The sequence below is a fragment of the Leptospira tipperaryensis genome (genome assembly GCF_001729245.1).
GTDB classification, from domain to species: domain Bacteria; phylum Spirochaetota; class Leptospiria; order Leptospirales; family Leptospiraceae; genus Leptospira; species Leptospira tipperaryensis.
Genome location: NZ_CP015217.1, coordinates 3,626,792 through 3,653,670 on the forward strand (window position 1 = coordinate 3,626,792; position 26,879 = coordinate 3,653,670).

24 protein-coding genes, 1 tRNA gene and 1 pseudogene are annotated in these 26,879 nt (G+C 42.3%); 13 read left to right on the top strand and 13 right to left on the bottom strand.

The window, feature by feature from the left end:
• The first annotated feature begins 414 nt into the window (after nucleotides 1-414).
• A complete protein-coding gene (locus tag A0128_RS17105; RefSeq protein WP_069608614.1) occupies nucleotides 415-804 on the top strand; it encodes a hypothetical protein in 390 nt (129 codons plus the stop codon).
• Nucleotides 805-841: 37 nt separating this feature from the next.
• Here A0128_RS17105 and A0128_RS17110 read toward each other — a convergent pair whose 3' ends face one another.
• The 11 genes from A0128_RS17110 to A0128_RS17160 form a co-directional block, all read right to left on the bottom strand.
• Nucleotides 842-2,902 (bottom strand): 7TM diverse intracellular signaling domain-containing protein, encoded by a 2,061-nt coding sequence (locus A0128_RS17110; RefSeq protein WP_069608615.1) that lies wholly within the window; start codon nucleotides 2,900-2,902, stop codon nucleotides 842-844.
• Nucleotides 2,899-3,369: an EVE domain-containing protein gene (locus A0128_RS17115; RefSeq protein ID WP_069608616.1), complete on the bottom strand. Its 471-nt coding sequence runs from the start codon at nucleotides 3,367-3,369 to the stop codon at nucleotides 2,899-2,901. Before A0128_RS17115 ends, A0128_RS17110 begins: the two co-directional genes overlap by 4 nt.
• The gene (ftsH, locus tag A0128_RS17120; RefSeq protein WP_069608617.1) at nucleotides 3,366-5,333 is read right to left on the bottom strand and encodes an ATP-dependent zinc metalloprotease FtsH; all 1,968 of its coding nucleotides are present in this window, start codon (nucleotides 5,331-5,333) and stop codon (nucleotides 3,366-3,368) included. Before ftsH ends, A0128_RS17115 begins: the two co-directional genes overlap by 4 nt.
• Before the next feature lie 157 nt (nucleotides 5,334-5,490).
• Entirely contained in the window at nucleotides 5,491-6,054 is a 564-nt protein-coding gene (gene pth / locus A0128_RS17125; RefSeq protein ID WP_069608618.1) for an aminoacyl-tRNA hydrolase, read from the bottom strand.
• A gap of 46 nt (nucleotides 6,055-6,100) precedes the next feature.
• A complete protein-coding gene (locus tag A0128_RS17130) occupies nucleotides 6,101-6,736 on the bottom strand; it encodes a 50S ribosomal protein L25/general stress protein Ctc (protein WP_069608619.1) in 636 nt (211 codons plus the stop codon).
• 15 nt (nucleotides 6,737-6,751) lie between these two features.
• Complete coding sequence (locus A0128_RS17135) at nucleotides 6,752-7,690, bottom strand: ribose-phosphate diphosphokinase (protein ID WP_069608620.1); 939 nt, start codon at nucleotides 7,688-7,690, stop codon at nucleotides 6,752-6,754.
• A complete protein-coding gene (locus A0128_RS17140) occupies nucleotides 7,687-8,445 on the bottom strand; it encodes a sugar phosphate nucleotidyltransferase (protein ID WP_083244163.1) in 759 nt (252 codons plus the stop codon). The genes A0128_RS17135 and A0128_RS17140 overlap by 4 nt, the downstream gene beginning before the upstream one ends.
• Before the next feature lie 26 nt (nucleotides 8,446-8,471).
• A tRNA-Gln gene (locus tag A0128_RS17145) sits at nucleotides 8,472-8,547 on the bottom strand.
• A 4-nt stretch (nucleotides 8,548-8,551) separates the two neighbouring features.
• Complete coding sequence (locus A0128_RS17150; protein WP_069608622.1) at nucleotides 8,552-9,445, bottom strand: 4-(cytidine 5'-diphospho)-2-C-methyl-D-erythritol kinase; 894 nt, start codon at nucleotides 9,443-9,445, stop codon at nucleotides 8,552-8,554.
• An 11-nt stretch (nucleotides 9,446-9,456) separates the two neighbouring features.
• Entirely contained in the window at nucleotides 9,457-10,401 is a 945-nt protein-coding gene (locus tag A0128_RS17155) for a helix-turn-helix transcriptional regulator (RefSeq protein ID WP_069608623.1), read from the bottom strand.
• Between the two features lie 294 nt (nucleotides 10,402-10,695).
• Entirely contained in the window at nucleotides 10,696-11,232 is a 537-nt protein-coding gene (locus A0128_RS17160) for a DUF1564 domain-containing protein (protein WP_069609370.1), read from the bottom strand.
• A 204-nt stretch (nucleotides 11,233-11,436) separates the two neighbouring features.
• On the opposite strand from A0128_RS17160, the gene A0128_RS17165 reads away from it, so the two are divergent.
• Complete coding sequence (locus A0128_RS17165; RefSeq protein ID WP_069608624.1) at nucleotides 11,437-12,870, top strand: hypothetical protein; 1,434 nt, start codon at nucleotides 11,437-11,439, stop codon at nucleotides 12,868-12,870.
• A 44-nt stretch (nucleotides 12,871-12,914) separates the two neighbouring features.
• Nucleotides 12,915-13,190: a hypothetical protein gene (locus A0128_RS17170; protein ID WP_069608625.1), complete on the top strand. Its 276-nt coding sequence runs from the start codon at nucleotides 12,915-12,917 to the stop codon at nucleotides 13,188-13,190.
• Between the two features lie 166 nt (nucleotides 13,191-13,356).
• Here A0128_RS17170 and A0128_RS17175 read toward each other — a convergent pair whose 3' ends face one another.
• Nucleotides 13,357-13,692 (bottom strand): LIC10421/LIC12816 family protein, encoded by a 336-nt coding sequence (locus A0128_RS17175; RefSeq protein ID WP_069608626.1) that lies wholly within the window; start codon nucleotides 13,690-13,692, stop codon nucleotides 13,357-13,359.
• A gap of 976 nt (nucleotides 13,693-14,668) precedes the next feature.
• Between A0128_RS17175 and A0128_RS17185 the strand changes: the two genes are divergently transcribed.
• The 4 genes from A0128_RS17185 (at nucleotide 14,669) to A0128_RS17200 (ending at nucleotide 17,574) form a co-directional block, all read left to right on the top strand.
• A complete protein-coding gene (locus A0128_RS17185; protein ID WP_069608628.1) occupies nucleotides 14,669-15,091 on the top strand; it encodes a VOC family protein in 423 nt (140 codons plus the stop codon).
• Nucleotides 15,092-15,264: 173 nt separating this feature from the next.
• A complete protein-coding gene (locus tag A0128_RS17190) occupies nucleotides 15,265-15,717 on the top strand; it encodes an acyl-CoA thioesterase (protein ID WP_069608629.1) in 453 nt (150 codons plus the stop codon).
• A gap of 145 nt (nucleotides 15,718-15,862) precedes the next feature.
• The gene (locus A0128_RS17195) at nucleotides 15,863-16,327 is read left to right on the top strand and encodes a MarR family winged helix-turn-helix transcriptional regulator (RefSeq protein WP_069609371.1); all 465 of its coding nucleotides are present in this window, start codon (nucleotides 15,863-15,865) and stop codon (nucleotides 16,325-16,327) included.
• Between the two features lie 65 nt (nucleotides 16,328-16,392).
• Nucleotides 16,393-17,574: a thiolase family protein gene (locus A0128_RS17200; RefSeq protein WP_069608630.1), complete on the top strand. Its 1,182-nt coding sequence runs from the start codon at nucleotides 16,393-16,395 to the stop codon at nucleotides 17,572-17,574.
• 15 nt (nucleotides 17,575-17,589) lie between these two features.
• Here the strand turns inward: A0128_RS17200 and A0128_RS17205 are convergent, their stop codons facing one another.
• A complete protein-coding gene (locus A0128_RS17205; protein ID WP_069608631.1) occupies nucleotides 17,590-18,639 on the bottom strand; it encodes a helix-turn-helix transcriptional regulator in 1,050 nt (349 codons plus the stop codon).
• A 109-nt stretch (nucleotides 18,640-18,748) separates the two neighbouring features.
• Here A0128_RS17205 and A0128_RS17210 point away from each other — a divergent pair, with 109 nt between their 5' ends.
• The 6 genes and pseudogenes from A0128_RS17210 to A0128_RS22490 all read left to right on the top strand — a co-directional run bounded on the left by A0128_RS17210 (nucleotide 18,749) and on the right by A0128_RS22490 (nucleotide 26,780).
• Complete coding sequence (locus tag A0128_RS17210) at nucleotides 18,749-18,964, top strand: hypothetical protein (RefSeq protein WP_069608632.1); 216 nt, start codon at nucleotides 18,749-18,751, stop codon at nucleotides 18,962-18,964.
• 258 nt (nucleotides 18,965-19,222) lie between these two features.
• The gene (locus tag A0128_RS17215; protein ID WP_156781869.1) at nucleotides 19,223-19,486 is read left to right on the top strand and encodes a hypothetical protein; all 264 of its coding nucleotides are present in this window, start codon (nucleotides 19,223-19,225) and stop codon (nucleotides 19,484-19,486) included.
• Nucleotides 19,487-19,737: 251 nt separating this feature from the next.
• The gene (locus A0128_RS17220) at nucleotides 19,738-20,841 is read left to right on the top strand and encodes a DegT/DnrJ/EryC1/StrS family aminotransferase (RefSeq protein WP_069608634.1); all 1,104 of its coding nucleotides are present in this window, start codon (nucleotides 19,738-19,740) and stop codon (nucleotides 20,839-20,841) included.
• Nucleotides 20,842-21,094: 253 nt separating this feature from the next.
• Entirely contained in the window at nucleotides 21,095-24,409 is a 3,315-nt protein-coding gene (locus A0128_RS17225; RefSeq protein WP_069608635.1) for an efflux RND transporter permease subunit, read from the top strand.
• Between the two features lie 445 nt (nucleotides 24,410-24,854).
• Nucleotides 24,855-25,616: pseudogene (locus A0128_RS22485) on the top strand (PAS domain-containing protein); the annotation flags it as partial.
• A gap of 42 nt (nucleotides 25,617-25,658) precedes the next feature.
• Nucleotides 25,659-26,780: a PAS domain-containing sensor histidine kinase gene (locus A0128_RS22490; protein ID WP_069609372.1), complete on the top strand. Its 1,122-nt coding sequence runs from the start codon at nucleotides 25,659-25,661 to the stop codon at nucleotides 26,778-26,780.
• The last annotated feature ends 99 nt before the right edge of the window (nucleotides 26,781-26,879 follow it).

Below are 26,879 nucleotides of genomic sequence, written 5' to 3' on the forward strand. Positions count from 1 at the left end.
CAGAAAATGCGATGAAAAGCTCTTCTGACGTTTTTCGGCTTCGTACAAGTTTTTAGTTCTTTTAACTTCCGCATGTCAATCTACTTTTTAGTTCTCCATTTAGTTGATGCGAAGCGCCTGACGCGAGCAGATGCTAACAAGAAGTTGGCTTCTTCTATAGCGAATCCGAGATTATCCGATTACAATTCCGGAAATAAGTTTGTACAAAACGAATTCCTAATTCGCCTCTTTTTCAAATATTCTAATTGTGGAATTATTAATAATAGATGTAAAAAAGGATCGAGTCGACTTTCCTTTCTAAGATTGACAGAATTTACGAAAAGAGGGAACCTGAATTCCAAAAAGTTGTCTTACTCAGTGATGGATCTTATCAAATAAGATCCAAGACATTGGACACTACTCGAGGATTCCTGAATGAAAAAAACGATCACTCTTATTTCGCTTTCCGCTATCGCGTTAGTCGCGCTTGTTTCTTTTTCTTTGAGCGCGCAGCCGGAACGAAAAATCGAAACCACGGTTCACGATTTTATGGAAGACTATCCAAAACTCGCGGTCAAAGCCGCGAAAAAAGGGAAACCGGAATACATAGAAAAGATCTTAGCGGAAATTCCGAACTTCGCGCTGGATGAACAAAAAGTGAAATGGACCGAAATCTCTCAGGAAGCCCTGAAGACAAAAGACTATGAACAGTCTTGCAAAGCTTGTCATAAAGAATTCAAAAAAGAATATAAGAAGACCTACCGCAAAAGACCGATTCAGGTTTCACCGGAATTGATCAACTACCTAAAAGAACTCAAAAAGTAGTTCCTACTTTTTCCGATTTGGAATTTTCTCGAACGGATTAAGCTCCCGTTCGAGAGATTTCTTGATAGAGAGGAACCGCCGGTTCTTCTTCCTTTTCGACCCTGCCGTTCAAATCTAAAATCATCAGAGTGATATCGTCTTCGAACTGATCCCCGCGTCCCGACCAGGATTTTACCGTATCAAAAACGAGCTGATTTAAGGCTCTGCCCTGCATCGCGGAATTCGTTTTTAAGAAATCATAAAATTTTTGATAACCGAACATTTGTCCGTATTGATTTCGTGCTTCCGTAACACCGTCTGTAAACATGATGATACGATCTTCTTTTTTGATCGGAATGATCAATTGACCGTTCTTAAGATTTCCATCGATTCCCATGATCCAACCTGGAAGAAAGATCTCTCTAAATTCTCCCTTACCATGATTGAGAATCGCAATCGGAGGATGTCCCGCGTTCGAATACGTTATGATACCTTTATGAAGGTCAATGATCAAATACGCAGCGGTGATAAAATGTTTTCCGTATTTTCCCATCAAGGCGCGGTTAATATTCTTCAAAACTTCGGCGGGTTCCGCGGCCTTTCTGACTTCGATAGAAAACGCAAGTTTTACCATGGATGCGATGATCGCAGCGGGAATTCCATGACCGGAGACGTCGCTGATAAACACGCCGAGCCTTCCGTCTCCGTAGTCGTGAAAATCATAGAAGTCTCCGCCGACGGAACTCGCACATTCCATCTTTACAGAAAGTTCGATTCCTTCCACCTTCGGAAGTTTATCGGGAAGAATCGATTCTTGAAGTTCTCTCGCGATCTTCAGTTCTTGTTCGATCTCCGAAAGTTTGATTTGATTCTCATACGCATCGATGCTTGTTTGTAGACTCTCGGCTTGAAGAGATTTAAAACGATCCGCCAGTGCAAACGAAAGAAGAGTCATTTCCAAAAGAGAACCGATCAAAGATCCCCAGTTGGTAAACAGGTTACTCGGTAATACGGATAAATTTCTGAGGACGGTAATCAGAATGAATGCGACAAGCACCGACCAAGCAAGAAGAAAGAATCTAGCCGGTCTATATCCTTGACGATAACGATCGATTCCCGCGTAGATCACAACTACGGAAGTAAAAATCGGGAACAAGGTCAAAGCCTGCATATTCCAAAAATAGAATATAGGAAAAAAGGAAAGAAGAATTCCTGCGATCCCCGGTATCATAAATGAAATTAAAATATAATCCGTGACTTTCATCGTCCTTCCGGTATGAAGAAAGGACCTGGTAAACTGGATCGAAAAGACGATTGCGAGATAGGCGAACGGGACCAAAAGGTCGTTCCAGGTTTTTAGGGCGGATGTATAGAGATATTGATTGCCGACTCCGGTTACGGATAACTGCCAGAGGCCGAAAAACAAAAGATATAGAACGTAAAAAAGATAACCCGCTTCCTTAACGGTCGAAAGGACAAAACCGTTGTAGACGAGCATCACGAGCAGGGCGCCGAAAAATAATCCGAAAAGAATATTCTGCACTTGAACGTTCGTGATAAACTCGTTAGCGGTCCAAGCCTTTAAATTGAGAATCAAGGATCGTCGGGTAGAAACCTTGATCAGATATTCTTCCGTATTTCCGTATTGAGTGACCAGTCGATAGACCGGATGAAAGTATTCTATACTCTGAACGCGTTTGATCTCTTGATAACGAACCGGAAATTGGGAAAGTTTTTTATAGAGAATAAATTCTTCGGAAGCGGGATTGGCCAATTCTAAAAACCAAGGTTGAAAACCGTGGCCTATTTTTTCAAAATGAATCTTGGAACGGATCCAAAACGTAGATTGAGTATATCCTTTAGAAAGACTTTCCTTTTCGAAATTCTTCCATTCCGGATGAAAATTCGGATTGGAAAAATCTTCGATTCGAATTTGTCCTTTAGGATCTTCTAATACTTGAAGAGTTTTTCCTAAAAATTCGCCTTTCATCTTTTCGGAAAGGGAGAATGCGGATTGTTGCTGCGAGACGCCGTTGTCCAATACGGAAGCAGAATCGGAGAAAACCGAAAAGGTTCCGATCAGAAGTAAAACGAGGAGCGGTAGAACTTTAAATTTCAAAGTTTCACACCCGCAAGTCCCAGAATGAACTGAAACTCCGCGGGAGAAACTGGCTGAATAGAAAGGCGAGAACCTTTCTGTAGAAGCACCATATTCTTAAGTTGTTTGTGCTTTTTCATTTCTTCCATCGTGACAGGTTCAGGGAATCTTTTTTTAAATTTTACATCTACCATGTACCACGTTGGATTCTCATTCTTACTTTTCGGATCGAAGTATTTGTGAGAAGGATCAAAAGCGAAATGATCCGGATAACCTTGTTTTGCAACTTCGGCGATTCCAACGATGGAAAGGGGTTTAGCCTGGCTATGGTAGAAGAGAATTAGATCCCCTTTTTTAATACTGTCACGCAAGAAATTGCGCGCCTGATAATTTCTTACCCCTTCCCAAGGAGCGATATGGGAAGGAGAATTGTACAGGTCATCGATCGAAAAAACGTCGGGTTCTGTTTTAAATAACCAGTGATTCATTCCATTCCGGCGTTGTACGCGGGGTTTGTTTTGATTCCGTTTTGTTTCTTCGATTTAACCGTTTTTTCCGGCTTTTTTTTTGTGCCGTCTTCGCTCGCAGGATGAACGATGAGCATCAGCTCGTCATGAGAAATGGTTTCTTTTGCGAGAAGGGCTTTCGCCAATCCTTCAAACTTGGAAGCATTCTTACGAACCAGATCGCGTCCTTTGTTCAAACAAGTCTGAACGATTTCACGGACTTCTTTGTCGATCATCGCCGCAAATTCTTCCGAGTAGTATTTATTGCTGTGACCCATATCTCTTCCCACAAAAACGCTGGCTTGATCGCCGGCATAATTTACGGTTCCGAGTTTTTCGGACATTCCCCATTCGCAGACCATCTTACGTGCGATATTGGAAGCCTGTTGGATATCGTTGCTCGAACCTGTGGAAGTGACTCCAAACTTAAATTCTTCCGCGATGAACCCGCCCATAGCGACTACGATCTGATCGAGCCAATATGTTTTTGGAAGAATGTGTCTGTCCTCTTTTGGAAGAGACTGAGTGAGTCCTAAAGCGCGTCCTCTTGGAATGATAGTAACCTTGTGAACCGGTTCGGTATAAGGAAGGAGAGTTCCCAAAATCGCGTGACCCGCTTCGTGATAAGCGATGACTTCTTTTTCTTTCTCGGACATGAAGAAAGATTTTCTTTCCGGTCCCATGAGCACCTTGTCGCGCGCTTCTTCGAGTTCGTCCTGGGTGACTCTTTTCTTATTCTTACGAGCTGCGAGTAACGCACCTTCGTTGATAAGGTTTGCGAGATCCGCTCCCGTAAAACCAGGGGTTCCTCTCGCGATCGAATGGAGGGAGATATCGCTGGTCATCGGAACTTTGCGAGAATGTACTTTTAGAATTTCTTCTCTTCCTCTGATATCCGGAAGATCCACCATCACCTGGCGGTCAAAACGACCCGGACGAAGAAGCGCAGGATCGAGAACGTCAGCGCGGTTTGTAGCCGCCATCACGATCACACCTTCGTTCTTTTCAAAGCCGTCCATCTCGACGAGCATCTGATTGAGAGTTTGTTCTCTTTCATCATGACCGCCGCCAAGACCCGCGCCTCTCAGACGACCGACCGCGTCGATCTCATCGATGAAGATGATACAAGGAGAATTCTTCTTACCTTGATCGAACAAGTCTCTCACTCGAGAAGCTCCCACACCCACGAACATCTCTACGAAGTCGGAACCGGAGATGGAGAAGAATGGAACTCCCGCTTCGCCGGCAACCGCTCTTGCGAGCAATGTCTTACCGGTTCCCGGAGGACCAACTAACAAAACACCTGTGGGGATTCTCGCGCCGATCGCGTGAAACTTTTTCGGATCTTTTAAGAATTCTATAATTTCTACTAATTCTTCTTTTGCTTCTTCGCAACCCGCGACGTCTTCAAAAGTAATTTTTACTTTCGGATCGACTGTCATCTTTGCTTTGGATTTTCCAAAGGAGAAGGCTTTGTTTCCGGTCGACTGAATCTGTCTCATCATGATGAACCAGAAAAGACCGATCAATATTACGATAAGAAGAATATTGCTTCCGATGACGCTCCAGAATTTTCCTTCTTCGGCGGAACGCGCGTCGAAAGAAACGTTAGCTCTTCTTAAAGAAGCAATCAAATCTTTATCCAGCGGAGCGACGGTAGTTCTGAACTTTACCGGTTTCGCGGTTTTAGATTCGGAATATTCCGCGGGAATATAAAATCCTTCGATTATATCTTTCTCGATTTGGATCTTGTTGTATTTATCAACGGTTCCCTTGTAGAGTTTACCGAGAGGTTTTTTCCCCTCTACCGGTTCCAACATATTCAAAAAGTCGGAATAGGAGATATCCTTAGTCGCGCCGGCATTGTTCTCATAATTATAAGCGATGATCAAAACGACCATCATAATGATTAGGACAAAGAATACATTTTTTACGTTCTTGTTCATGGAGTTCTCCTGTAACTTAGACGCCTGTGAGATACATTAAACAGGCAAGAGGTTCCTTCTGTTAGGATTTCACGTTTCTTCAAAAAGGCAAGGAAGAATTGAACGAAACGACCAAAAGGAAAACAGTCGGAATCGAATTCGTTCAGAATTTTTTACATCAAAGATGATATTTTTCGATCACGTCGTCGATATCTCCGAGAGAAATCGAACGAATCGCCGCTTCCGCGTCGTTGATGATCTGAATCAAGCTCAAGTTTTCCATAGGTTCAAAATCTTCTTTTAAGAAAGAATCCCTCACTTTGAGATCGAATCCCTCGTTCCAGATTCCGATCCGAATCCGAATAAAATTTGGAGAACGAAGAGACTGAATTATGGATTTTACTCCGGGATGGTCGGTTTCCTGGGTTCCCTTGTCTACGACGATTCTTCCCAGAGGGAGACTCCAGTCTTCTTGGATGACAAGAATTTCTCCCACTTGTATTTTCAGAAAAGAAGCGATGTAGAGAACGGATTCTCCCGAAAGATCGCTGAAAGTCTGTGGCTTTAAGAGTACAACTTCTTCCCCCTCAAAATCACCGCGACCAATCAGAGATTTCTTCTTCTTGGTCTTGATTTCAACATTGATGTTATTTGCGATAACATCTAAAATCTTGAAACCGATGTTTGAGCGGTTATTGTTGTATCTGTCTCCTGGATTCCCGAGTCCGACGATCAGCTTCATGAATACCTATCTGTATCTTTCAGGTTAGACCCGAGTCAGTTCCGTATTACTTCTTACCTTTCTTGCCTTTAGCGTCGTCTTTGGCGCCTTGGGCTTCCGCTCTTTCTGCAGCGAGAAGAGCTTTGGTTTTATTTACGGAAGTAACGATCGGATCTCCGTTGATCAAAATTTCCCAGCTTGCAGGAACTTTGAGTTGGCTGATCTTGATTGCGTCGCCTACATCGAGATCTGTTACATCAATAGTAAGATTTTCTAATAGATCTTCAGGAATCGTTTTAACGCGAAGTTCGTGAATGATGTGTTCGAACTGTCCGCCGGTTTTAGAACCTTTAGCAATACCGGTAGTTTCAATACCGATCTTAGTAACGATCTTTTGACCAGGAACAACTTTGTAAAAGTCTACGTGACGGATTCTGTCGATCTCAGGAAATCTTTGGATTTCTTTTACATAAACTTTTTGAGATCCTTGACCTTCCACGTCCAACTCGATGAGAGTAGACTGACGGATTCCGGAGTGAACCATCTTTTCAAGTTCTTTCTCGTTCACTGAACCCGAAGTTGCAATGCCTGCGCCGATAATATTGATTGGAACTAATCCCGAAGCACGAAGACGATTGTTTTCGTTCTTACCGGTTTCTGTTCTTTTTTTAACTGCGATCTTGTGAATAGTGTTCTGGCTCATTCTTATTACCTAACCTTAATCGAATAAAGTGCTGACTGATTGATTTGTGTGAATCCTTTGAATCGCGTTAGCGAGCAAAGGAGCTACGGACAATGATTTCAATTTGTTGATCTTTTTGGACTCTGGAATCGCGATCGTGTTTGCGAGAACTACTTCGGTGAAGTTCGTTGCGTTGATTCGATTCACCGCTTCTCCGGAAAGAACTCCGTGAGTGGCGGCACAATAAACCGACTTCGCTCCGTGTTTAAGAAGGGCTTCCGCCGCTTTACAGATCGTTCCTGCGGTATCGATCATGTCGTCGAGAAGAATACAATTCTTACCTTCGATCTCGCCGATTACGTTCATCACTTCGGATTCGTTTGCTTTTGGTCTTCTCTTGTCGATGATCGCGAGGGAACCGTTTACTTTTTTACCGAAAGCGCGAGCACGTTCCGCGCCGCCCGAGTCCGGAGATACGATGACTAAGTCTTCGATCTTCTTTGTATTGATATACTCCGCCAAAACGGGAGCAAAGTGAAGATTGTCCACGGGAACTTTAAAAAATCCCTGAATCTGATCCGCGTGAAGATCCATGGTAAGAATTCGGTTCGGCCCTACTACTTCCAAAAGATCAGCGACAACTCTCGCAGAAATCGGAACTCGAGGTTCCACCTTTCTATCTTGGCGTCCGTATCCGTAATATGGAATCACTACGCTGATACTCGAAACGGAAGCTCTGCGAAGAGCATCCATGATAAGAATCAATTCCATCAAATGATCGTTAGCCGGCGCCGAAGTGGATTGAACGACGAAAACTTCTCTTCCTCGAACGTTGTCTTCGATCTTTACGGAAATTTCCCCATCGGAGAATTTCTTAAGATTGATCTTGCCGGGTTGAATCTTTAGATGTGCGCAGATTTCTTCGGCGATTTGTTTATTAGAACTACCCGCAAATACGGCGATATCCCCTTTCATGGATGAACGGCCTCCCCTTTGATCATAGCGGAAAGCATCTGCAGGTCTTCGGGAGAATTCACTCCATGACTTTCAAGATGATTCTTTAATTTCATCGCACCGAGTTTCTTTCCTGAATTTCTGTATAATTTCACGAGGTCAGGGAGATAGTATTCTCCTTGAGCATTGGAGTTCCCGATCTGTCTGAGAGAATCAAAAAGACCTTCTCCGTCAAAAACATAAGTTCCCGTATTGATTTCGTTGATGAGTTTTTCTTCGGAAGAAGAATCTTTTTCTTCCACGATAGCCGTAACATCTCCGGAAGAATTACGGATGATTCTTCCGTAACCCGTCGGCTTTTCAACAACCGCTGAAAGAATCGTTGCGGAGAATTCGTTTTCTTTGTGTTCTTTTACAATATTAGAAAACGTTTCTGCGGTGATCATAGGAACATCGCCGCAAGCAACAATCACGGAACCGTGAAAATCGTTAAGCTGAGGTTCGGCGCAGAGAAGTGCGTGAGCGGTTCCGAGTTGTTCGGTCTGTTCCGCAAAAGAGATACCGGGAATTCCGGCACAAAGATTTTGAACCAATTCTTTTTTATAGCCTACAACGACGACGATCTGTTCTACGCCGGAGGCTCTCAGGTGGTCGAGTACGTGAAGGAGTAGCGGTTTGCCATTCAGCTCTACCGCTACCTTAGGCTGATCCGTCTTCATGCGGGTGCCCTTCCCTGCGGCTAATACCACAGCGACCTTATCCTGAGTAGGTTTCATCGTTAATAAATGTCAGTAATACAATTTGGCTGGGCTGCTAGGATTCGAACCTAGGAAATGGCGATACCAAAAACCGCTGCCTTACCACTTGGCGACAGCCCAGTTTCTAAAAATTGAATCGTACGAAAGTGAGATTTGGGAATTCCTGCCTCAGCCTGTGCAACAGTTCTTCCTGAATCTCAAGGCCCTGGACCAGCCCGTACATACTCGAACCCGAACCGGTTAGAGAACAATAACTGGATCCAAACTCCAGGAATCTGTCCTTAAGAACTCCCAATTCCGGATGAAGTTGGAAGGCAACCGGCTCAAAATCATTCAAGAGCCTACCCTGTAGGGCATTCCAATCTCCGTTTTTTAGAACAGAAATTAGATTTTCCGACAGCGTATTCCCATTTTTCTGAGAGGGCCCCTCTTGTAAAGGTTTTTTCAGTAAGGAGTACATTTCCGCCGTATTCATCACCTGCGGAGTCAATGCGAGAATTCCTTGTCCTGAATGGACTTCAATTTCTTGAGAATTCTCACCTCTTCCCGTAACGTAGGCGTTTCCTTCTCCTAAAAAGAAGGGAACGTCGGATCCGATTTCGGCGGCGAGATTTTTCATTTCATCAGTTGTAAAAAAAGAACGCCAAGAAAAGAGAAATGAGAGAAGAGAAGCGGCGTTCGTACTTCCGCCGCCCAAGCCACCCGCAGGAGAAATTCGTTTTGTAAGATGAATTTTTACTCCGGGAAGTTCGGGAAAAAGAGATCGCGCTTTTTGAAACGTCTTGTAGAGGATATTTTTTTTGTAATCCCCGAGCTCCGAGACTTGATCGTATAGTTTACGTTTTTCTAATATAATTTCGTTTTGTGAGGTGAGTTCGAAAACTCCGTTGTTTGCGGGTTCGATTTCGATATCGTCCCCCCAAGAGATTCTTAAAAAGACACTTCGAATCTCGTGAAATCCATCGAGACGCTTGTAAGGAATTTCTAAACCGAGATTGATCTTAGCAGGAGAAAGCAAATCGATTCCTCCTAACGTAGCATCAACTCGATCTCACCGATCGCTCTTTTTACAAGAGAAGAAGGGCTTTTGAGAATCACGTTTTTTCCAAACGGAAGAATCGTTTCTAAAAACCAGGATTCTTCCCGGATTTTTGCTTTGGATAAATGATAAACGACATTCTCGAGAGTTTTAGTTTCCCCCGTTCTTTCGAGACCGAGCTTACGATCGAGATTATAAAAGACTTCCTTTGTATGCCAGATCTCTGCGATTCCGGAAGAATTCTCCTGATTCTTACGAAACATTTCAAACTCTTGAATATATTTTGACTTTGTTTGTCCGGCCGGCTGGGAGATCGGATCGTTTCCGACTTTTAAAGAAAGAATATGATCCAATCGAAAATTGCGAGGGGACTTTCTTTCATGACAATATCCCAAGAGGTAATCTTCCAAAGAATGAAAGAGGAACCAAGGATCGACTTTTCTCTGCAAAGATTTTTCGTCGCTTCGAGATTGATATTCTAAGATTAGAGATTTTCCGTTTCGAATCGCTTCTTGAATCGTATTCTTATAAGAAGTCAACGCATCCTGTCCTGTGATTGGAAGAATGGAAATAATTTTCTGAAGAATCTTTTTGGCTATCGTACTTGTATGTGGATCGACGTTTGATTCGGATGTTTCTTCTAAAATATTGCGAAGTGTAAGCCATTCTCGAATGCTGAGTCTTAGGCTGGAATCGAATCGAAAGGGTAGAATCAATCCGAACGTATCCGTTTCAGAATCATAATCCACTTGAATCAAATCCGCTACGTGAGGGGTCGCGCCGAGAAAAAATAATTCGCCGAGTTGTTCTTTGAGATCCTTTTGATTGGTCACTCCGGTGACGCTGGAAAGTTCTTCCAGGGTCATTCGTTTTCCGTCTCGAAGATGGCGAATGAGATTGAGTTTAAAATTAAGACGAACCGTGCTTGGATTCATGGAATGTCCTCAAGACTAAAAACGCCGGGCTTTCTTGTAAACAGGAAATGCGAAAAATCTCGCCCGTGTGATTTGAATTGGAAGCCGTTGAGATTCTAAAATTTGAAATCAGATTGAAAAAAATTCCGTTATGGCGCGAAAGATGGGAATGATACTTTGAAGATGAGCGAAGTTTTTATGGATATTTATTAGAGGCAGAGCAAATCATTTCCGAATCCTTTTTATGAATATAAAAATCCCTTCCTAAAACCGGTTAAGAATCCTTCTCTGCTTTTTTGATTCTAAATCGATTCTCTAAGAGATCAAAAAAGGCCGTGCCCAAGGAAAACTCATGTCGAAAAAGGGACTTATTGGATTTGGATCGAATTCTAAGGACCTACTGATTCTGTTTTGTATTAGATCTAGTTGCCAGATATATCTGTAAACGTCATGAAAGGTAGGAACTCCTGCATTTAAAACTTCCACGAGAGAATCCCCCACTTCAGCATCTTCCAAGGACAAGAGAAAATTAAAAAGAAAACACCGAGAGACTCCGTGAGTTTGAGCCAAGGCACCCAACATCGACCAATAACCAGTATTCATCCTAAAATTCATTTTTCTCATTTTCCCAGGATTTTGATAAAGAATAGAATCCGCCTTCGAATTCAGACGACTTCGTGAAGCCATGAATTTGGAATATCTCCTCAAGAGATAAGGAAGTTTTTTGGGAAGCCTCCGCTGGGACAAACCATTCAAATAGATTTCGGGAATCAAAAGAGTGACTACTTTCTCTCTTCTTTCAGCGAGCCGTGACTGTATCTTTTCATCAGAACTTAAAAATATTGATTCCATTACCTTCAACGGTTCTTAGAACTTTTCATAAAGATCAAAATCTCTGAAAAAAATCGATTCCTCAAAAGTTTTTTTTTGAAATTTCCTGCCTGACTTTTTACTAAAATCAGAATCTTATTCCTACTTCTCACACATTCCGAGCGAGGTTAAGTCTGCTAAAACATCCTGATTGACAAATTAGCATTTTCATACACTTTTAAAAGGATGCGAAAGTATATCTGGATATTCCTCCTGTTTCTCCCGAGCCTTTATTACACTGGGACCCTATTGAGTTGGGAAAAAAAGAAAAAACTTCCGATCACGGGGGACGAACCGCACTATCTCATCATCGCCGAAAGTATTCTCCGAGACGCCGACGTGGATCTCAAAAATAATTACGAAGAAGACGCGATTACAAAGAAGATTCTCGGACCTACCGACGTAGAAAATCATACGATTCCAAAAAACGGGAAATTATACAGCGTCCACCCCATAGGAACTTCATGGCTTGTCTTAGTCGGATACGCGCTCTCCGGAATCAGCGGAGCGAGAATTCTTCTAGCTCTATTTACCGGACTTCTTCCTTTTGCATTCTATAGAATTGGAAGAATTTTTCATTTGGCTCGAGAAGAATCCGCGCTGTTAAGCCTTCTCTATTCGATTAGTCTTCCTTTTCCCATGGTAGCAGGACAGATTTTTCCGGATCTTCCTTCCGGGATTTTATTCGTTTTCATTTTTTCCATTCTCCTCTATTTAGAAACACACTCCAACAAAAAAGAATTTCAGAATATTCTACTTTTTGCATGTGGAATCGGTTTTGGCTTTTTGGCCTGGCTTCACGTAAAAAATATGCCGGCAATGCTTCCGCTTTTGCTCTGGTTTCTATTCAAAAAAGAATGGGGGTTAAAACCGAGAATCCTCTCGTTGGGAATCGGGGCATTGTTGATTCTTAGCTTATTCTTCTGGAACGATCTCTGGTATGATTCCATCAAAGGATCCTTTTTCGCGGCGAAGAACGCACCCCCGAGACTGGATTCCAGAATAGAGCACTGGGTCACGGTCGGCTTCGGCCTTTTTATGGATCGTAATCAAGGGCTTTTTTTCCAAAATCCTTTGATCTGGATTCCCGGTTGTATCGGCTGGTTTTATCTTTTTCAAAAACGTGATTTCAGAAAGATCGGGATTCTACTCTTCCTTACTCTAGGAATTCAATGGGCTTTGAACGCAGGCCATCCCTGCTCGTACGGATGTCTCGCTTTACCAGGAAGATTCCAGTGGGGGTCTTCGGCGCTTTGGTTTATCCCTTTTTTGGGAGGATGGATTCTGATCAAAAGCCTTTCTAAAACAATCTCACAAGGAATCTTGATTCTTGCGGTTTCGTATCAGATCTGGATCGGAAAATACTGGTTTGATCACACTGCATCCTTGTATCACGTGATGCAACCTGACCCGGGAAAGAGGTTCGGATTTTTTCCGGAATCGATTCTTCCTTATCTACCTTCCTGGACGGACCTGGAAAATTCTTGGAAGAACCCGATCAACGGACTTTGGATCGGAATCTTTCTTCTCCCCATCCTTGCCTTTGGATCCTTTCAAATCTGGAACAAAAAAGATGGTAAGAATGGTCTCAAACCTTTGATTGACAGAGAAAGCAAATGAGTACGACTATTCTAAAGTAACCATTAACAAAAGAAGAACGACCTATGAAACGAAATCACAATGCTCTTTTTAAGAAATCCATTCTCTTCTTACTTCTTTCCATTCCTTCCGCAAGCTTTTGGGCCCAGGAAGTAAACCAGGTAGTAAAAGAAAAAATGGTCTGTCAAAAAATTGAACTCATCATCAACGGACAGACATATGACGACGGACACAAATGTATTTCACCGGAAGCGATCTGCTATCTCGTAGAAGGACTTTCCCTGAGCTGTTTCGCAAATCCAAATAGAGAATCTTCCGCGACAAAACCGAAAACAAACTAAAAGAGATCTCGACTTTTTTCAGAGCAAGATTTCTTGAAACCGATTTGATTCTTACAAAACAAATCAGGATTTTATAAAAGAATCCAAATCACTTGTGTACAATAAAAAAGGCGCCTTTAAAGACGCCCTTCTCATTCAGCCTAAGAAAAACAGGCCGATTTAAAGATTAAAGACTTCCAAGAACGGATTGATATCTTTGAGCTTCTCTTTCCAGTGCTTGTGCTTGTTTTAAATATTTTTGAGACTGAGCGCTGCTTGCGAGAAATTTTCCACCGGTAGATCTTCTTGCGAGTTCACGAAGTTCTTCGGCTCTGGTCGCTTTTTGTTGAGCAACGGCTTTCAGATAGTTTCCTACCGCAGTTTTTTGTTCTTTTGTAACTGCACTTTCAACGATCGCTTTCTCCAAGAGTTGATCTTCAACTTCATCGGATACTGCAAATGCAGAACTGGTTGCCAAAAGGCCAAGAAGGGAAACCACAGAAATCAGTTTGTTTTTTGTCATGATTGAAACCTCAAATGAGTTTTTATTTTTTTGAAGAACGAATCTTCATTACCAGTTAGACAAAGGCTCTTTGATAAATAAATCAAAAAAATATTCTAAGGCCGTTTTCCTCATAAAAAACTCCAGCCACTCAATTTAATATATTCAATATTAAGAATATTCTATTTTAATTAAGCACCAATACGAGAGGCTGACTCGAAAGGGTGCATTCTCTGATGGAGCAGCTTAGTATTTGCAATTTTCATTATAGGTTTGATTGCTATGAACACAGAAGAAGAATTATTGCTTAATCGAAATACGATTGTTTTGTTTGAAGACATCGACTTTTATTTTATAAACAATTCTTTCTCAAATTGCTTACTCACTTGAGGAAATTGTATCCAGAATCGTCCTCGAACCCATTTTTCTGAGAGAAATCAGGACAATTGCCCCTCCCAACTACTTTGTCTATATTTTAGGCATTTATTTATTAAAAATTTTGCTTATAATATCAACGCCAAAGCTTAAAAAATAGAATTCTTACCAAAATAAAAAGCAAACTCGCGCAGAAAACGGCAATTACCTCGACGTAAACTAGTAAATTATGTCTCTTACTTTTGAAATTTCGTAGGAGTTCCTACAAATTTTTAAAAAAATCATTCCCCGTTTCCTCCTTTGATTCATTGCGAAGACAATCATTTCATAAAAACTCCGAACGGCTCCCCTCAAAAATAGCCCGATCTTTTTCGAAAAAGGGGGAGTTCCTACTTTTTCCGCTCAAAAAGTCAGCATTCTTTTTTTAAGAAAAAATTCCCGGAGCCCCTTCCCTCCCTTTACTTTTTCCTCGGAAAATAGATCAAAATTCGAAAATCGGGTGTAAGAGTTCCCACAAATCCTTCCGGAACTCGAAGGAAACGAAACCGAAGTTGGAAAGAAATTTCCTTTTTTACGAATTGAATAATCCATCCTACGTCCGATTCTTGTAACTGGAGAAACCATGAAATACCTTCACACAATGATTCGAGTTCAAGACTTAGAGAAGGCTCTCGATTTTTTTTGCATGACCCTCGAACTCGTCGTCACACGTAAGAAAGAACATCCGGAAGGAAAATACACTCTCGTATTCTTATCCACGGGTGAACCCGACGCGCCGGAAATCGAACTGACATACAACTGGGGACAAAAAGATCCTTATACATGCGGAAGAAACTTCGGACATCTCGCTTTCGAAGTCGAAAACATCTACGAGACTTGTGAGAGAATCTCCGCAAGAGGAATTACGATCAACCGCCCTCCTCGAGACGGAAGAATGGCCTTTATCCGTTCCCCGGATCTGATCTCGGTAGAACTTCTTCAAAAAGGACACGCGCTTCCGCCGGAAGAACCCTGGCTTTCCATGCCCAATACGGGAGAATGGTAAACTTTAGAATCCAATTTCACACCAAACAAAGACGGAAGTTTTATGAAACCATATCTCTTCCCTCTTTTGATTGGAGCTTCTGATCCAATCTACTGGAGAATCTTTCAAATTTTGTTTGACTCTTATATAGTGCATATACACTATATAATCATATCCCGAGGAGGAAAACTAAAATGGAAGAAACATTTCGTTTTGAATCCAAGATTCCCGTTCGATTCAGCGATACGGATGTAAACGGACACGTAAACAATCAGAATTACAATTCCTACTGCGACGAAGCAAAGATGAAGGCCTTTATCAGCTCCGGCGTGGATTTGCAAAGTATGAAAGAAACCGGAATCGGACCAATCGTCTACAAGGCCGAATACGAATATCTTTCCGATCTAAAATATCCGGATACGGTAATCGTTAGAACCAGAGTTGAGTTTATCAAAAGGACACGCGCGATCTTTCATCAACAATTGGAAAGAGAATCCGACGGAAAAATCGTGAGTAAGGTTCGCTCCTATGGAATGTGGATCAACTTCGAAACCAAAAAACCGGCATTCTTACCCGCGGAAGTTTTAGAAAAGATGGGAGAATTCAAATTCAACTTGGAGAATAAGGAAGCGGCTTTAGTCGGATGAAAGATTTATTTCCATTTCGAAAGACGCTTGCTATGTTAGAATCGGACCAAAGGATTCTTCCATAGAATTTAGAACCGATCCCATTCGGGATCAGATTGTCTTTTGATTCGAGAATTAAAAATTGGTTTTCAAGAGGTATTCGATCGTGAAGTTTTCAAACGAGGATTTAAAAGTCATCGGCCTTTCTTGTCTGAATCTCAATCTGAGAAGAACGACTCGATTGATCACGACGTTTTACGATTTCATTCTGAAACCTTCCGGGTTAAGAATCACTCAATTCACCGTATTGACAAGCATCGCTTACGAAAAAGAACCGAGTATCACCGATCTCGCGAGAATCACCGACATCGATAGAACTACCCTTCAGAGAAGTTTAGAAATCCTCAATCGTGACGGATTGATTCGAATCGAAAAAAAAGATACGGGAAACGTGCGTTCCATCTTCCTCACAAAAAAAGGAGAATCCAAACTTACGGAAGGAATCGAACTCTGGAAACAAGCCCAAGATTCCCTCAGGAACGACCTCGGAAAAACGAAATTCAAAGACACGCTAAAAATTCTTTCGGAGGTAAGAAAACTCCCGGTATTAAAAACGGCTTTGGAAGAATGATTTAAAACCTTCTTCGTCTAACTTACAGACACTAAATAGTGCATATACACTAAAAGGAGCAAAAAATGACGGTAATCATCGACGGAACGAGAACTCCGTTTGGAAAATTCGGCGGAGGACTCAAAGATTTTAGTTCTTCCGAATTGGGAGTAATCACGGCAAAAGAAACGATCCGCAAAACCGGAATCGATCCAAAAGAGATCGAAGAAGCGATTTACGGAAATGTAATACAGGATGATCAGGATTCCGCGTATCTCGCAAGACATATCGCGCTTCGATCCGGCCTGGCTGAAAGTTCGAGCGCCTTGACTCTCAATCGGCTCTGCGGTTCCGGACTGGAAAGTATTATCGCAGGTGCGAGAAAGATTCTTTCCAAAGAGAACCAACTGATTCTCGCGGGAGGAACTGAATCCATGAGCAACGCGCCTTTCGTTTTAAAAAACGCAAGATGGGGAAACAAATACGGAAATTCGATCACCGAGGATCGGCTCGCGCAAAGTCTTACCGATTGTTTCGTCGATCTTACGATGGGAATGACGGCTGAAAATATTTCGAAACACTTTCAAATTTCCAGAGCCGATCAAGACGACTGGGCCGGGATTTCTCAAGTCCGCGCGGAAAGAGCGACGATTCAAGGCGCCTTCTCCGATGAAATGATTCCGATTCAGACCAAGGGTAAAAAATCTGTTCTTCTTCAAAAGGACGAACAGATCCGAGGAGCGGAATGTGTGGATCAGTTGAAGAACCTTCCTACCGCGTTCTTAAAAGACGGAAGTGTTACTGCGGGAAATGCATCGGGCATCAACGACGGCGCCGCATCGGTTCTTCTTTCCTCCGAGAACTGGGCGAAGAATGCGAAGCTGAAACCTTTGGCACATATTCTCGGTTATGCGAACGTCGGCTGCGATCCGAAGATGATGGGACTCGGTCCGGTCTTTGCGATTCCAAAGGCCCTTTCCCATGCGGGAATCAAGATCGAAGACGTGGATCTTTTTGAAATCAACGAAGCTTACGCTTCTCAAACGTTAGCCGTAATCCGAGAACTAAAATTGGATCCCGAGAAGACAAACGTAAACGGCGGCGCGATTGCGATCGGACATCCTCTCGGAGCAAGCGGAGCGAGAGTCACCCTATCCCTTGCTTACGAACTCAAAAGAAAAAACAAAAAAATCGGAGTCGCTTCTCTTTGTATCGGCGGTGGACAAGGAATCGCAATCGTTTTAGAAAATTCTGAGTTTAGAAATTAGAACTCCGGTTTCAATTCAAACGTTCTCCGAAAACGATTGATAATTGAACGACATTTGTTCGACGTTCTTCCGGAACGCCTGCGCCAAGGTTTCCGGAAGAATTTTTTGAATCGTGTCTCTTGCTTCGATTAAAAACGGAAACAATCCTTCCTGATTCGTTATTTTCAATCGAAAAGAACCTCTTGTAAATTCTTCATAAGGAATTTCTGATATTGCATTTCTTATCTTATAGGAAAACTCGGGGTCGCAGATCAATTCCACTTCGATTGGAGCGTGAACTTGAAAAAGCGCGGAATGCAGAACCCAATCCTGTGAAATTTCTTTTTTGAGCCCTTGCGGTTGATAGAGAGAATTTTCCGCGATCGATTCTAATTTTGAAATTTTAGGAATGATAAATCTTCTTCTTTCTTTTTTCTTTCGATCGTAAGCCAGAAGATAGTAGTCTTCCGAATTCTTTCGAATCAATCGGATCGGATCGACTTCCACTCGATATGTTTCTTCCGGAAACGTTTTATAATACAAAAACTGGATCGGGGATTTTGTTTTCAAAGATTCGAGGAGCTTCTTTAGAATTTCTTCCGCCGAGCTACTCTCATTTTGGCTGAGAGTTTTCTGCGTTTTTAAATCCATCTCCAACTCGGGATAAACGTCCAACTTTCCTTCAAAGAGCTTTTGAGAAAGGGAATAGAGTTCGAGAGACGGAGATTCTTGATAGAATCTTAGAATCATTTCCGCGAGAACCTGTAATTCATCCTTTTCCAGTTTTAATTCTCGATTGGAAACGTTTCGATCTAAGACGTAACCTTCCTGAGTGGAACGAACAAAAAAACCAAGTTCTCCCAATTCCTCCACGTCTCTGGAAAGTTTTTTCCGATCGGAATCCGGATTCTCCAAATTCTGATAATGATCCGGAAGTAAGGAACGGATTTTTGTAAAACTCATGGGAGAATGATGATTGAGAAGATTGAATAAGAGCGCGGAAAGCCTGGATTCCGTCTTTCCGGCTTCCTTAACGGGAATCGGAAAATCCTCTTCCTCGTCGTTCCAGTTTTCATTTTGAGACATAGCTGAAACTTTCCGAGAATCCGGATTCTAAGCAACTCGAAAACCACTTGAATCCCATTGCTTTCTTTGCAAAATCTCCTCATTCTTAGTTTTTGAAAAAGGAACCAAAATGAATACGATTCTCCATTACATCATTCCTCACACAGTCGGAATCATTCTCATCGCAATCGGATGGTACGTAAGTATCTTAAACGTCGGCCTGACTCGTTTTACCGAAAATGTCCTCTTATCGAAGTGGACAGTCGGCGGTTTAATCTTGATTCTTATTGGAGCCTATCTTCCCGAAATCTGGATCGGAACCAGAAATCTTTTTAAGAAAGACTAAAAAGTAGAAGCCGGAAGCAATTCCGGTTTTTTTGATTCGGATTCTTCAAGTTAAAGACCGACGACGCTCCTGTTTCATTTTTCGATTTCCGCGAAAAAAACCTTCGTTGAATCGTTTCCCATTTCTTCCAAATCCATCCGGATCGTTTTGATCAAATACGCGTTGAAGAAAATAATAAATATTGAATGCGATTTTCAAAACACTTTCTTTAGATTCAAGGGAAAAGGAGAGAGAAAATTTTTTAATCAGGAAGCTCTTATGATTTGGGCAGTTACGGCTCTCGAGACGAATTTTCGAATCTCGGTTCAAGTAAACGCCAATTCTCTAAACAATCAAGGAACGGCAAACGTTAGCGTCTACACAGGAAGCGCCTGCTCTGGATCTGCACTCTTCAACGAAAACAATCTAACTTCGTCAAAAACGTTTCTTCTGACCGATGCGGGAACGTATTCGGTAAGAAGCGTCTTTCGGTGCTTCGAACGTATGTTCTTCCACGCCGATCACCTTATCAGCGAGCAATAGGAGTTCCTACCTTTTCTCGAGAGGAGAAATGAGCTCAAAGAAGAATTCTCCGGAGGGTTTTACGGTGAAAAACCAAAATCCGCTTCGAATTCGAAGGAGTTCCTACAAAAATCCCCCTAAAAGGGAAGATTTTTCTTGTACTTTTTCCGGTACATACGAATCTCCGTTTGCGGACCGCTAAAAAGGAATTTACGAGATATTTCTTTCGCGCAGAATGCGACATAATATAATTATATGAGCTTGAGTTGGATATGAGTAGCATCGAAACTGAAATTCTAGAAAAGAATCCCAAAAAAAAGACGGAAATTGAATTTCACAAACCCACTCTTTCTAGAGAGGACCTGAAAACGGTCTTAGAATGTCTCGTGGAAGATCATCTGACCACGGGAAATGTAACTACAAGATTCGAAAAGGTCTTCGCTTCCACCTTTCGTTTTAAACAAGTCGTCTCCAGCAGCAATCTTACCTCAGCATATCATCTGGCTCTTCTCGCATTGGACGTGCAAGCCGGAGACAAGGTTGTAATCTCCACCTTTGCGCCCGTTTCCGCGCTCGATGCCATCTTTCTTCTCAAAGCGATTCCTCTCGTCGTCGACTTAGATAAGAATTCTTTTCACATGAGCGCAGACGGTTTGAAAACGGCGCTCGAAGATTCTTCCGTAAAAGTAATCCTCCTGGATCACGCTTTCGGCGCGGTGGCCGACGCAAAGAGATATGACTTCAAAGGAATTCCTGTCATAGAAGATATCTCGGAAGTTTTAGGAGCTCAGAGCGAAACCTTTACTCCTGGAAAACAAGGAAGCCTCGCCGTTTGCGGTCTTTCCGTTGACCAGATGATTACGACCGGAAACGGGGCGATGATCATCACGGACCAAGAACCTCTCGCAAAGAAAATGCGTGCGATGAAAGCAGGAAAGGAACCTTACCAAAGAAAGGAAGGACAACCTAAATTAGATTATAACTTGATCGACTATCAAGCCGCGCTTGGAATCGAACAACTTTCCAAAATCGGAATCATTTTAGAAAGAAAAAGAAAGATCGCCCAGGTCTATCTTCAATCCATCTCCGGAACTTCGGTAACTACTTGGTACGGAGATCCGAATCTGGATACGTTCAATCGTTTTATCATCATCGCACCCGGCGCTTACGAACAAGTGGAGCGCTACTTTCGTTCTCTTCAAATCGGAACTCAAAAAGCATCGGAAGAACCGATTCATCATATCCTTGAACTTTCCAATTCGGATTTTCCGAACGGAGAAAGACTTTTCCAAAGAGGACATTGTATTCCGGTTTATCCGAACCTTACAAAAGACAATATCCAAAGAATTTCTCAAGCGATCCGCAGAATCTACTGATTCTAAAAGGTTCCCAAAAAACAAAATAAAATCAATCCTACCTTTTTAAAAAGGTAGGAACTCCTTTTTTTGATTGTTCCAAATTCCCTTTTTGTTGTAGAATCTTCTGAAAACATTCTTCGCGAATTGTTTTTCTTTTCAAACTATTCAGACTTGATTTTGACTAAGATTCTAAAATTTCTCCACGGATAATTGATAGTGATTTCCTTTTTATCAAGGAAGTCGCTATCTGGCAGATACACTGAGGTAATCCATGAATATCGCCCAGCTTTCGATCAAACGACCTATTTTTATTTCGAGTATCGTTCTCCTTATGCTTCTCACCGGTTGGGTTGCTTTGGGAAGAATGGGAGTCGATCTTTTTCCGGACGTAAACATTCCCGTGGTCTCCGTGACTACGATCTATCCGGGAGCTGGTCCGGAAGAAATTGAGGAACTTGTATCCAAGCCGATGGAGGAAGAACTTTCTTCCATCTCCGGTCTTAAAAAAATCTCTTCTAGAAACCAAGAAGGCGTTTCTGTCGTATTCGGAGAATTCACTCTCGATACGGATATCAAATACGCAGAACAACAATTTCGCGATAAAGTCGGTCTTGTAAAACCGAAACTTCCCACCGGAATCAGAGAACCGAAAGTGGTTCGTTTTGATCCTGCGGATCAGCCGATCATTCGTCTTGCGGTCTTTGCAGAATTAGATCAGGCACAACTCTACGACTTAGCAAAAGAAACCATCAAAGCCAGACTCGAACAAGTACAAGGTGTGGGTTCTGTAAAAATCGTCGGCGGAACCAGAAGAGAAATTCAGATCGAACTCGATCGAAACAAACTCAGTTCTTATCAGATGCCGATGGTGGTCATCGCAAACCGGTTAAAAAGCGCGGGCTTAAACGTTCCCGTTGGAAAGTTTGAAACCGGTTCCAAAGAAACTTCTTATCGAACTTTAGGAAGATACGAATCTCTTTCTCAAATCGAAAACACGATCGTTTCCTTCGGCGGTGAAGTAGGAAACGCGGTCTTAATCAAACAATTGGGAACCGTTCGTGATGGAACCGAAGACGAAGAGACGATCGGTTATCTCTGGGCTTCCAAAGACGACGTAATGGAAGAAAAAACTTCTTTCTTCGCAAAGATCGGAAACTTCTTCAAAGGAAAAAAGGAAGTCGCCGAGATTCCAAAAGAAATCAAACCCGCACTCTTCATCGACGTTTACAAACAATCCGGCGGTAACACGGTTGCGGTTGCGGACGAAGTTCTCAAACGAATCGGGAAACTCAACGACGGAATCAAAGACATGGAAGGAAAGCCGAAAATTCGGCTGATCCGAGACGGATCCAAGTGGATTCGTTATAACGTGGAAGACGTGACCGAAGCGATCGTAATCGGGATGCTTCTCGCCGTCATCACGGTTTACTTTTTCTTAGGGAACTTCCGTTCCACTGTGATCACCGGACTCGCACTTCCAAACTCGATGCTCGGTGCGTTCGTTCTTATGTGGGTCATGGGTTTTACGATCAACGTTATGACGCTCTTGGCCTTATCCCTGGCGGTGGGATTGCTCGTCGATGACGCGATCGTCGTTCGAGAAAACATCTTCCGAAAGCTGGAAGAAGGAATGGGAGTTTTAGAAGCGTCCGAAAAAGGAACCACGGAAGTAACGTTAGCCGTAATTGGAACCTCTCTTACGGTGATCGCCGTATTCTTACCCGTTGGATTTCTTTCCGGGATCGTGGGACAATTCTTTAAACAGTTCGGATTGACTGTCGTGTTTGCGATGTTGATCTCCCTTTTTGACGGTCTCGCGGTGGCTCCTATGCTTTCCGCTTACTTCGCGGGAAAGATCGATCATCACGCAAAGAAAAACAAAGCGGTAGAAGCTTTTGACAAGTTTCAAACTTGGTTGGAAAAACAATACGGAAGAATCATGAGAGTCGCTCTAAAAAGACCGGGCCTCGTTCTTTTAGGCGCGCTCGGGATTTTTATTCTCTCCATTTTTTCTTTGAAGTTCGTAAAAAGTACATTCTTACCTGCAAACGACCAGGGAGAATTTTTAGTAACCTTGGATCTTCCACCCGGAACCAGTCTTCAAGGAACCAAACAAGTCGCGGATCAGGTTTTGGACGTTCTCAAAAAAATTCCCGAGATGGATATGATCGCGGTTACGATCGGAAAACCGGACGGAGGAGAACCCAACGCGGCCACTCTTGCGGTTGCATTAGTAAATTCTAAAAAACGAAAACGTACCACGACCCAAGTCAAAGACGATATTCGTGAAATTCTCAAAAAGTTCACGTTTGCAAGACCCGCCGTTTCCGATTATAGCGCGGTCGGAGGTGGGATTCAATATCCGTTCCAACTCGTAATCAAAGGCGAGAATTTAGCTGAAATGGAAGTATATTCCAAAAAGGTTGTGCAGAGATTGAAGTCGATTTCCGATCTCGCCGACTTGGATACGGATTACAGAGCCGGTAAACCGGAATATCAGATCCATCTAGACAACATGAGAATGCAATTGGTCGGGGTTCTTCCCGGTGTTGCGGGATCCGAACTCCGTTATCAAATCGCCGGAGACGAGGTCAGCAAATATTACGATAAAGGAATCGAATACGAAGTCAGAATGAGGCTTCGTCCGGATCAGAGAAACCTAAGAATGGCCTACGGACAAACAAAGGTTCCGAATATCGCCAACAAGTTGATTCCCCTGTCCGCAATCAGCACCGGAAAAGAAACCGCCGGTCCTTCTCGAATCAATCGTATCGACCGTGCGAGAACGATCGTCGTCAACGCGAACTTAGCTCCGGGAGGAGCCGTTCAGGACGCGACTCGGATGGCGGATGAAATTCTTAAAAAAGAACTTCCACCTCCTCCGGGCGTACGTTACAACTTTCAAGGACAGTCCGAAGACTTTAAGGAACTCTTAGCGAATATCATCCTAGCATTCGGTCTGGCGTTGATATTTATCTATCTCGTACTCGCGTCGTTATACGAATCGTTTATCACACCGGTCACGATTCTTTTTGCGATTCCGCCGGCGATCTCGGGAGCGTTTTTCGCACTCGCTCTTACGAACGAAATGCTCAATCTCTTTTCTATGATCGGATTGATTCTTCTTATGGGTCTTGTCGCGAAGAACTCGATTCTTCTCGTGGACTATGCGATGCAGGCGATGAGAGACGAAGGATTGTCGAGAGAAGAAGCGATCTACCAAGCCGGACTCGTTCGACTCAGACCGATCTTGATGACCTCTCTCGCGATGATTATGGGAACGGTTCCGATCGCATTGGGATTTGGAGAAGCGGCAAAGTCAAGAACGGCAATGGGGATCGCGATCATCGGGGGATTGATTCTTTCCACCGTGGTTACGCTCGTGGTCGTTCCTTCGATCTTCGGATTTATCGATCGTTTTAGAGAATGGATCGAATCCAAATTTCGTCCGGACTACGATCTGAACGCGTCGTTGATTCAGCCGTCGCATCCTTCGAACGGTCAGATTGCTTACGAAAAAGAATTACTTCTCGCTCAGGAAGAATCTTTGCCTAAAAAAGTTTCTTCTAAAAAACCAAAAAAATAACATTCAAAAAATGGAATGGAGAATTCGTTAAAACGGATTCTCCATTTTAATTTCCAACGTTTCAAACCGTCATCGGTTCCCGCCATAATATATCGAATCGGTCCCAAAAATGAACTGAGTCTCTTTTCAGTTTAAAAAACCTCGCGGTTTTAAGAGACAAAACCACATTAAAAACTCTCCATAGTGTTTTGATTTTTAAAAAACCGCGCTCTTATAAAATTAAGAAAAACATTTTGAGTTTTTAAAATACAGATTCTGATTCTTTTTTCCTCTCAAAAAACTCTTCGATCGTAATCCCAAACAGAAGATGTCAAGTATGACAAAGACTGAGCGATTTATGTTATTTTTCGAAATTACATTTTCCGTTATAATATAAATCTTTACTCAGACCTAAAACTTCTTCGTCCAATGAAAGAGGACTTTCGAGAGGTAAGGGATTTAAAAATTGAATCCAAAAATTCCAACTATCATCGGGAACGTATATTCTCCCGAATCTTCGGAGATATTAGATCATCTACCCTTATTGATCTGCAAATTTCTCCCAGATACTACGCTGACTTATATCAATCAAAGTTGTTGCAGTACTTTTGGAAAAACGAAACAAGAACTCTACGCAACTAGATGGATTCATTTTCTTCCCGAATCCACGAGAGATAAAATTTACGAATTTCTAAAGAATGTAAAGAATACGTTAGAGCCCGAATCTCATTCTTATAAAATCCGAAATGCCTGCGGTGAACTTTTAAACGTAGAATGGAAAATTTATCCGGTTATAGACGCTCAAAATCAGTTTCAAGGATATCTTGCAGTCGGAGCCGATAAGACAAAAGAAGTAAACGCGGAATCGAACGTAAAAGAAAAGGAAGACTTCCTAAAAAAAATCTTCGGAACCATCGAAGATGCGATCTGGTCCGTGGATAAAAATTACACTCTCACCTATTTTAACGAAGCGATGAAAAGAAGACATGAGGGACTTTCCGGAATTAAAATTCGAATCGGAATGACCTTAGAAGAAATCATTCCCGATCCCGAACTGAAAGACCTATTCAAAAAATCATTAGAAAGAGCGTTTCAAAACGAACAGTTTGTTCATGATCACAATATCGACGGAAGAACTCTGGAACTATCTTTTAATCCGATCATAAAGGAAGAAGAGGTTACGGGAGTTGCGGTGTTTTGCAAGGACGTAACGGAAAGAATGGCGATGGCCGAAAAATTAGAACGTTCGGAAGCCAATCTAAGAATTTTAATAGAAAACACACAGGACTCGATTCTTTCCGTAGACAGAAATTACAGAATCATTGTGATGAATCACTCGTTTCACAATTCGATAAAGAACGGATACGGCATTGATCTAAAACCGGGAATGAGTCTGGTCGAACACTTTGGTTCGGAGATGCATAATTACTGGAAACAGGTTTACGATGAGACTTTCTCCGGAAGTTCGCTTCAAAAAGAACTGGAGATAAAGACCGAAAACGGATCTTCTAGTTATTATGAAATTCTAACATATCCCATTTTGAGTCATTTTATTTCCGCAAATCGAAAACCACAAAAAAAAGAAACCTCGCATATCTCCGATACGGTCGACGATGAGGATCTCCTCAAAGAAGATACGGTTTTCGGAGCGACGGTTTATATACGAGACATCACTGAAAGAAAATTAAACGAACAGAAAACTCTCGATAGCATCAAGAGTAAGGATCGACTGCTTGCCGCCGTCGCGCACGACCTAAAAAATCCGATCAGTGGAATTCTAAGTCTGACCGAGTTGATGAAAGATCAAACAACCGATCAGAACAATATAAAATTACTGAATATGATGCTTCGAGCCGGAAGCAAGTCGCTCAATATCATCCAAGAACTTCTACAAATCGCAGAGATGGAAAATGAAAACTATCGATTAAAATTAGAAAAAGCGAATCTAAATCATCTCATAGAAAATCTCATCAAACAAAACATAGCCGAAGCCGAAAAAAACAAAATCAAATTGTATGCGAATCTTGGAACGGACCCCATTCACGTTCAGATAGAATTACCTAAATTCCAGAGAGTTTTAGAAAACCTAATCTCGAATTCTCTAAAGTTCACTAAAGAAGGCGGAAAAATTCTCATACGTTCGTATGCGGAAAATAAAAATGCAATCATTGAAGTGGAAGATTCCGGGATAGGAATTCCGGCAAGTTTCCAATCGGTCATCTTTGAACAGTTCACAAGGGCCAAACGCCAAGGATTAAAAGGCGAAGAAGCAACCGGTTTAGGAATGTCGATCGTAAAGGTGATCGTTGAACTTCACAAAGGGAAAATTCGATTGGAAAGCCAGGAAGGAATCGGAACAAAATTCATCATCGAACTCCCTCTCGATCTATAAAGAATCAAGATCGGATCGACAAGGAATCGATATCAGAACAAATGGTTCCGATTCCAAATCAAATAATTCGCAACCCTCGAAAATAAAGTTTGATCCAAA

Excerpts from the sequence above, each read along its gene's own strand:
- A0128_RS17175 (WP_069608626.1), bottom strand. The coding sequence starts at position 13,692 with ATGACAAAAAACAAACTGATTTCTGTGGTTTCCCTTCTTGGCCTTTTG.
- pth (WP_069608618.1), bottom strand. The coding sequence starts at position 6,054 with ATGAAGCTGATCGTCGGACTCGGGAATCCAGGAGACAGATACAACAAT.
- A0128_RS17205 (WP_069608631.1), bottom strand. The coding sequence starts at position 18,639 with ATGTCTCAAAATGAAAACTGGAACGACGAGGAAGAGGATTTTCCGATT.
- A0128_RS17115 (WP_069608616.1), bottom strand. The coding sequence starts at position 3,369 with ATGAATCACTGGTTATTTAAAACAGAACCCGACGTTTTTTCGATCGAT.
- A0128_RS17225 (WP_069608635.1), top strand. The coding sequence starts at position 21,095 with ATGAATATCGCCCAGCTTTCGATCAAACGACCTATTTTTATTTCGAGT.
- A0128_RS17105 (WP_069608614.1), top strand. The coding sequence starts at position 415 with ATGAAAAAAACGATCACTCTTATTTCGCTTTCCGCTATCGCGTTAGTC.
- ftsH (WP_069608617.1), bottom strand. The coding sequence starts at position 5,333 with ATGAACAAGAACGTAAAAAATGTATTCTTTGTCCTAATCATTATGATG.
- A0128_RS17165 (WP_069608624.1), top strand. The coding sequence starts at position 11,437 with ATGCGAAAGTATATCTGGATATTCCTCCTGTTTCTCCCGAGCCTTTAT.
- A0128_RS17170 (WP_069608625.1), top strand. The coding sequence starts at position 12,915 with ATGAAACGAAATCACAATGCTCTTTTTAAGAAATCCATTCTCTTCTTA.
- A0128_RS17190 (WP_069608629.1), top strand. The coding sequence starts at position 15,265 with ATGGAAGAAACATTTCGTTTTGAATCCAAGATTCCCGTTCGATTCAGC.
- A0128_RS17160 (WP_069609370.1), bottom strand. The coding sequence starts at position 11,232 with ATGGAATCAATATTTTTAAGTTCTGATGAAAAGATACAGTCACGGCTC.
- A0128_RS17215 (WP_156781869.1), top strand. The coding sequence starts at position 19,223 with ATGATTTGGGCAGTTACGGCTCTCGAGACGAATTTTCGAATCTCGGTT.
- A0128_RS17155 (WP_069608623.1), bottom strand. The coding sequence starts at position 10,401 with ATGAATCCAAGCACGGTTCGTCTTAATTTTAAACTCAATCTCATTCGC.
- A0128_RS17185 (WP_069608628.1), top strand. The coding sequence starts at position 14,669 with ATGAAATACCTTCACACAATGATTCGAGTTCAAGACTTAGAGAAGGCT.
- A0128_RS17130 (WP_069608619.1), bottom strand. The coding sequence starts at position 6,736 with ATGAGCCAGAACACTATTCACAAGATCGCAGTTAAAAAAAGAACAGAA.
- A0128_RS17210 (WP_069608632.1), top strand. The coding sequence starts at position 18,749 with ATGAATACGATTCTCCATTACATCATTCCTCACACAGTCGGAATCATT.
- A0128_RS17200 (WP_069608630.1), top strand. The coding sequence starts at position 16,393 with ATGACGGTAATCATCGACGGAACGAGAACTCCGTTTGGAAAATTCGGC.
- A0128_RS17135 (WP_069608620.1), bottom strand. The coding sequence starts at position 7,690 with ATGAAAGGGGATATCGCCGTATTTGCGGGTAGTTCTAATAAACAAATC.
- A0128_RS17140 (WP_083244163.1), bottom strand. The coding sequence starts at position 8,445 with ATGAAACCTACTCAGGATAAGGTCGCTGTGGTATTAGCCGCAGGGAAG.
- A0128_RS17220 (WP_069608634.1), top strand. The coding sequence starts at position 19,738 with ATGAGTAGCATCGAAACTGAAATTCTAGAAAAGAATCCCAAAAAAAAG.